At 54.7% G+C, this 4106-nt stretch carries 4 protein-coding genes; 1 reads left to right on the forward strand and 3 read right to left on the reverse strand.

From position 1 onward, the window contains the following. Window positions 1-340: hypothetical protein (locus ABX962_RS31700; protein WP_372725608.1), on the forward strand; the 340-nt coding region annotated here is incomplete at its 5' end. A gap of 216 nt (window positions 341-556) precedes the next feature. On the opposite strand, the gene ABX962_RS31705 is transcribed toward ABX962_RS31700, so the two are convergent. From ABX962_RS31705 to ABX962_RS31715, 3 genes are all read right to left on the reverse strand, one after another. After that, window positions 557-1264: a response regulator transcription factor gene (locus tag ABX962_RS31705; protein ID WP_372725610.1), complete on the reverse strand. Its 708-nt coding sequence runs from the start codon at window positions 1262-1264 to the stop codon at window positions 557-559. A gap of 40 nt (window positions 1265-1304) precedes the next feature. Continuing rightward, a complete protein-coding gene (locus ABX962_RS31710) occupies window positions 1305-2981 on the reverse strand; it encodes a sensor histidine kinase (RefSeq protein WP_372725612.1) in 1677 nt (558 codons plus the stop codon). A 93-nt stretch (window positions 2982-3074) separates the two neighbouring features. Next, window positions 3075-4106: VWA domain-containing protein (locus ABX962_RS31715; protein WP_372725613.1), on the reverse strand; the 1032-nt coding region annotated here is incomplete at its 5' end.

Raw genomic sequence — 4106 nt, forward strand, 5'->3', positions numbered from 1 at the left:
AATCAAGAAACGACGAAGCAGCCGCGGTGTATTACCAAGGCCATCGTTGGTGATTGGCTTGGGCAGGAAGATGATCGGGGCAGAAAGATCGAATACCGCAGATGGATCCAGCCTTCTTTATTTTCCTGCCCATTTCCATATTCCTGCCCGCCGCTTTGACGGCGCGGATTCAGTACGGTCGAATCAAGAAACGACGAAGCAGCAGCGGTGTATTACCAAGGGCATCGTTGGTGATTGGCTTGGGCAGGAAGATGTAAGGGGCAGGAAGATCGGATACCGCAGATGGATCCAGCCTTCTTTATTTTCCTGCCCATTTCCATGTTTCTGCCCACCGCTTTGACGGCGCTGATTCAGTACGGTCGAATCAAGAAACGACGAAGCAGCCGCGGTGTATGACCAAGGACATCGTTGGTGATTGGCTTGGGCAGGAAGATGATCGGGGCAGGAAGATCGGATACCGCAGAAGGATCCAGCCTTCTTTGTTTTGCTGGTCCACCGGAGGCCCCACGTCCTTTCAGTCGATTCGAAAGGGGCAAAGTCACATTGGAACGTGTGCTTAGGGATCGAACCGATAGCCCACGCCGTAGACGGTTTGAATAATTTGCGGATGTTTTGGATCCGTTTCAATCCGCTTTCGCAATTGGCTGATGGTTTGATCGAGCGTTCGCGTGTTGAGCGGATGCGTCTCTTGCCAAGCGATGCGGAAAAGCTCGTCACGATCCACCACTTCGCCCGGTTTGCTGGCGAGCAGTTGTAGAATCCGCAGTTCGCGAAGCGTTAATTCAATCGTCGTCCTATCTCGCATCGCACGCAATTTCTTAGGCATCACGCGAAGTGTCCCCATGCGGAAATCAGACTCGGGAAGAGAAACAGGATTGGCAGTCAACTCGAACCCTCGAATACTTCGCCGCGCAATCGCTCGGATTCTCGCTACGACTTCTTTGGCGCCAAAGGGCTTGGCGATGTAGTCATCGGCGCCCAATTCAAGTCCCACCACCTTGTCAATCTCTTCGGCCTTGGCGGTGATAAACAAGATCGGCATGGTGGGATCGAGGCTGCGGAAATGACGACAAAGGTCATACCCACTTAGCCCAGGCATCATTACATCCAAGCAAGCGAATTGCGGCCGGTCGCGATCGAACAAGCATTTTGCCTGGTGGCCATCGGCGGCTTCGGCGACCGAGTGCCCTTCGGACCGCAAGATTTCCGCAAGCGCAGCGCGGGTATGAGGATCATCCTCGGCAATCAAGATTTTCAGTTGCATCGGCTTGCTGACGGCAGTGCGTTGGAGGGCAAAGAAACAATCAAGCTCCGGTGCTACCGGAGCGGCTCACATCGACCGCGACTCTCAACTCAAATTCAGTTCCAACGTCGGCGTTGGCGATTGACAAACGTCCAGAGTGCCGCTGAGCGGCAAGCTTGGCGATCGCCAAACCAATTCCCGTCCCGCTGGGAGCATGAATCGAATCGTCCAGTCGAAAGAAGGGGCGGAAGATCTTGCGATGATAGCGACGCGGGATCCCAGGCCCTCGATCCGCTACCGTCACCACCAACTCATCTCCATCACGCCAGGAAGCGACACGAACGAATTTGCCCTTGGCTGCGTATTTCTCGACGTTGCTGAGCAGGTTTACCAGCACCATTTCCAAAACATCAGGATCAACGCTCAGCCGTTCTGCGACGCGTGCATCCCGCTGCACCTCGATCCCCAACGTGTCAAAACGGGGGGCGAACTGGGCCAATGTTTGATCGATCACTTCGTCAACGTCGGTAGGTTTGCGGGACAGTGCGTGAACATTTCGTTCGTCTCGCACCATTTCCAAGACGCCGGAAACCAAGCGTCCCAACCGCCGACTCTCGCTGTCGATCACACTCAACCGTCGCTCGATTGATTCCCGTGTGTGCCCCTCGGGCACGCTTTGCAAATCAGACTCAGCCAACTCGGCATACAAACGAATATTCGTCAACGGAGTTCGCAGTTCGTGTGACACTTGCCCCGCAAAGCTGACGCGACTGCGTGCAACATGCATCTGACGCTGGACACTGCTCATCACATACGTCCCGAGCGCCAACAGCATGACCGCCAATCCCGAGATCGACAGGATCGTTGCAAGCGACCCCGAATGAGCCACCAACGGAGTCGCGTTGTTGTATTGCAGTTGCCAACTCGATAGCGGCGGCGACAACGGCACGGTTGCAATCGGATCGTCGGTGGTTTCAAGATCGCTACCCCAGCGATAGACGAGTTGGCCCGCCTCGTCGACAAGCGAGGTACAACTGAATGAATCCGATTGTCTCTGGGGCCCCGATGGCTCACGAGCACCGGGTACCGCAACCGACTTGGCGTCTGGCAGTGCCGCAATCAACTCAGACACCCAACGCGCACGCTCTAACAACACTCCTATCGAATCCCCGTTACTTTTCAGCAGCCACAAAATTAATTGACTGCCCTCGTCCATGTACCATACCTGCCACCGAATTGTCGTCGCGGTGGGCTTGCTGGCGGACTTGGAAGCCGCCGATTCCGATCGCATTTGCTGTTTCTTGGACGACGTTTCATCGATTGACCGTGAACGCTCGCCAGTTTCAAGATCAGGATTGCTTGCGATGATTGCCGGCAAAGCGGCGTAGATTGCAATCGCCTCGGGATCGTCGGCAACCGGCTTGGGTGGATAAACAATCACTCCTTTGGCGTTGGCAAAAAAGCACTGGCGAACGACCGGATCGTGCCGCGTGAGATCCTCGAAATTACGGATCGGATTGCCGGGTCGATCAAGTTTTTCGCTGATCCGTCGGGCATGTCCTGCAAGCACTTCAGCAAGCGATTGATCAATTTCAAGTAAGCGGGATTGCAGCACGGAAGTGAGTTGCTGCTGAGCGGCTTCGCGTTGGTGGCGAAGCAGTGACGACGATCCCCACCCCAGCAGCACCAGCGGCGCGGCGATCAGAACGATCAGTGCAAACAGAAGCCGGTGCGTCATGAATATCTGGAAAGCGGGAAGCGGTTGCCGTGAACTGCCGAGCAACGTGACTGCATTCTAGTCGAAACTCGATCTCCCCAACGGCGTGACTCGCTACTTCGGCACTTCGACCGAGTAGGATTGCTGCGACTGGATCTCGTTCTGGTAACCACGCATGACTTTGCGGTTTCGCGCCCAGTCGCGGTTATTATCAACATTCAACGCTTGATACCGATTCACCTCAATATTTTTTTCCAGTTCGGGGACCACGAAATCGACGTTATTTGTTTTGCACTCCGCCGCGCACTGAAGCAGCATTTTTGTGTTGTGGTTAAGTAATTTCTTTGCATCGTCGACCTGTCCCGCATCTCGCAGTGCCGTAGCTCGGATATTGTTTTCGTTTGCGATTTGAACCGCACAATAAGCATAAGTTTCCAGATCGCGATCACGTTGAACTTCGGCGGATTCGGCGCTGAAACGGACCGCGATACTGCTTGTCAATTTGTCCATCGTTTCGGAGGTCATGTTTTGGTACTTCACCGAGACATCGACGAGCGGTCGTGACTGCCCCGATTCTCCCGCATCCACCTCGACTTCTAAAACAAAGTAGCGTTCTTGTCGCGAGTATAATTGTGCCAACGGAATATGGATCGTGTTGCCCGTGATATCAGCTGGGGTTCCCAAGACGCGAACGGGACGGACGCCCGAGGCCACGGTGGCCACGATTTCGAAGTCACACGCGACGACACTCATCAGATCTTTGAACTCGCTGTTAAACACTGCAATAAGATCATCGGCGGATTCGACAAAGATATGGTTGCCACTTCCCGCGCTGGCCAATTTGCTCATCAAGTCTTCGTTGTACCCCAGCCCCAGTCCCAGCGTACTGACGCTGATCCCTTCTTTGACAAGCGATGCACCGAGTCGTTCCAATTCACGAGGACTTTTGGGACCGACGTTGGCAATCCCATCGGACAATAGGATCACACGATTGACCGAATCGGCTCCGAGGAACTTCCGCACCTCAGCGGCTCCTTTGCTGACACCGGCGAACAACGCCGTATTGCCATCGGCTTGGATGCCACGGATCTTGGCGATGATGGATTTTCGATCGGTTGCCTTGGTTGCCGGCACCCAGACCTCGGT

Origin of the sequence: Novipirellula sp., assembly GCF_041583735.1 — a bacterium.
In the GTDB taxonomy this organism is placed as follows: domain Bacteria; phylum Planctomycetota; class Planctomycetia; order Pirellulales; family Pirellulaceae; genus Novipirellula.

Excerpts from the sequence above, each read along its gene's own strand:
- ABX962_RS31705 (WP_372725610.1), bottom strand. The coding sequence starts at position 1,264 with ATGCAACTGAAAATCTTGATTGCCGAGGATGATCCTCATACCCGCGCT.
- ABX962_RS31710 (WP_372725612.1), bottom strand. The coding sequence starts at position 2,981 with ATGACGCACCGGCTTCTGTTTGCACTGATCGTTCTGATCGCCGCGCCG.